Annotated in this window: 3 protein-coding genes; all 3 read right to left on the bottom strand. The window is 62.0% G+C overall.

Annotation, left to right across the window (positions count from 1 at the left end; genetic code table 11):
* Positions 1 to 46: 46 nt before the first annotated feature.
* Positions 47 to 418 (bottom strand): response regulator, encoded by a 372-nt coding sequence (locus EN893_RS31315; RefSeq protein ID WP_027038124.1) that lies wholly within the window; start codon positions 416 to 418, stop codon positions 47 to 49.
* Between the two features lie 198 nt (positions 419 to 616).
* Positions 617 to 1,159: a hypoxanthine phosphoribosyltransferase gene (gene hpt / locus EN893_RS31310; RefSeq protein ID WP_128362068.1), complete on the bottom strand. Its 543-nt coding sequence runs from the start codon at positions 1,157 to 1,159 to the stop codon at positions 617 to 619.
* A 23-nt stretch (positions 1,160 to 1,182) separates the two neighbouring features.
* Positions 1,183 to 1,827, bottom strand: coding sequence for a hypothetical protein (locus tag EN893_RS31305; protein ID WP_127271081.1), 645 nt, complete (start codon positions 1,825 to 1,827; stop codon positions 1,183 to 1,185).
* Positions 1,828 to 1,979: the final 152 nt, after the last annotated feature.

The raw sequence follows: 1,979 nt of genomic DNA, 5'->3' as shown, positions 1-1,979 counted from the left end.
GCGCAAGAATGTTCCACCTGTGCTCGCTGCCGCCGACCCAGCCTGATCAGGCGAAGCAGATCAGCGCCCGCTCGACTCGCGAACGGATTTCGGCCAGCGTGAAGGGCTTCTGCACGACATCGAGGATGATGCCGTTCAATTCCTCGGCGCGCTCGCGCTGGTCGGCATAGCCGGTCATCAGCACGATCTTGATCGACGGAAACAATGCAGCAGCCGCGATCGCCATCTCGATGCCGTCCATCTCCGGCATGCGGATATCGGAGACGACGAGATCATAGCCGCCACGCGCCGCCTGGATCAGCGAAAGCCCCTGCGCGCCGTCCGCCGCGATATCGATTGTGTGCCCGGCGCGTTCAAGCGCGCGGGCGGCCAGGGTGCGGACGGACTCATCGTCCTCGACGATCAGAAGCTTTGCCATGGCCGGCATATTTGGCCGCCAAAAGTTGACTTTTCCTGAAAGCCCACGAGCAATTCAGGAAAAGTGTGAGACGATTTTCCGGGAAAAGCGCACAGCGCTTTCCCTTGGGAATTGCGTCAAAACAAAAAACTCGAGCGGTTCGGCGTTTTCGTGAAGCGGCGAACCGCTCTAAGCATCAGCAAACCTTTTTGATGCCGCTCAGACATCCCCTTTGACGACACCGACAAACGGCAACTCGCGAAAAGCATGGGCTACATCCATGCCGTAGCCAACGACGAAATAGTCGGGGCAGTCGAAGCCGACATAATCGGCATTGAGCTCGGTCTGGCGGCGCATGCGCTTGTCGAGCAGCACGGCGATCGAACAGCTCTTGGCGCCCCGCGACAACATCAGCTCGCGGGTAAAGCTCAGCGTCTTCCCCGATTCGAGAATGTCGTCGATCAGCAGCACGTCGCGGCCGGCGACCTCATTGTCGATGTCGCGCAGCACCCTCACCTCGCCGCTGCTGGTGCCGGCGCCATAGCTGGAGATGAAGATGAATTCGACCTCCGGCGACAGGCCGACATCGTGCATGGCCCGGATAAGATCGGCGGCGAAGATAAACGAGCCCTTCAGCACCGAGATCACCAGCAGATCGTGATAGTCGTGTCCGGCAATCTCCTTGGCGAGCTCGAGATTGCGCCGCGCGATCGCCGATGCTGAAAACAGAACCTCGATGTCCTTGCCGCGTATGATGGGCATTGATGGTCTTCCCCGGTGATCGCCTATTCGGCGAAAGTGACCGACACGGTCTTCACACCGTTTCTAGGCACGTCGAGCCGGCTGGCAAAGCCGAATCTTTCGCCAGACGCCAGCGAACGGCCGGATGTCCCCAACGTATAGCGGGTAGTCTGCCCGTCATTGCCGGTCACCCGGATTTCGAGCGGCGGCAACTCCGTCGGTTTCGCACCATCATTGACGGCCTCACCATCGACGAACAGTGCGGCGTTCGGCCCGGTAGCGTCGACGCGTGACGTGACGCCCGAAATGCTGAGCGCCGACGCCTGCGCGCTGGACAGGAACGGCGCCTGGCGCACCAGCGCGTGCCCGCCGGAGACCCAGAACGCGGCCAAGGCAGCGCCGATACCAGCGACCCAGAAGATCGGCCCGCCGCGCGAGGCTGGTAGCCGCTCCGGCGGGGCCTCGGGCTTGCGCAGCATGTCCATGCCCGCGACGGGTGGCATGACGATCGCGCGCGGCAGCGGCGAAACGCTCTCCACGGCAGGCGCAAGGCGCGGCATCACCACGTAGTCGGCATCGACGATGTCGGCGGCCGAACCACGCATGAACCGGTCCGCTGCGGCAATTGCCGCCGGATCGGTCATGATTTCGCCGGAAACCGGGCGCGCGGTTCGATCGTCAGCCATCATGGCCCCAGCATTGCAGCACGTGTTCGCTTTTCGTTTCTTTTGCGTAAACACAAATGGTTAACGCTTCCCCACCGGAGCCCTCGTGACGAGCCGAAAGAGCCCAGAAATTAACCGCCGGTTAACCATGCCGGCCGATGGTCTTTACCCAGAAC

It is taken from the genome of Mesorhizobium sp. M7A.F.Ca.CA.004.04.2.1, from assembly GCF_004022825.1.
GTDB lineage: Bacteria > Pseudomonadota > Alphaproteobacteria > Rhizobiales > Rhizobiaceae > Mesorhizobium.
This window is presented reverse-complemented; position numbering and strand designations above follow the sequence as displayed.

Coding starts and splice junctions, on each gene's coding strand:
- EN893_RS31315 (WP_027038124.1), bottom strand. CDS start 418: ATGGCAAAGCTTCTGATCGTCGAGGACGATGAGTCCGTCCGCACCCTG.
- EN893_RS31305 (WP_127271081.1), bottom strand. CDS start 1,827: ATGATGGCTGACGATCGAACCGCGCGCCCGGTTTCCGGCGAAATCATG.
- hpt (WP_128362068.1), bottom strand. CDS start 1,159: ATGCCCATCATACGCGGCAAGGACATCGAGGTTCTGTTTTCAGCATCG.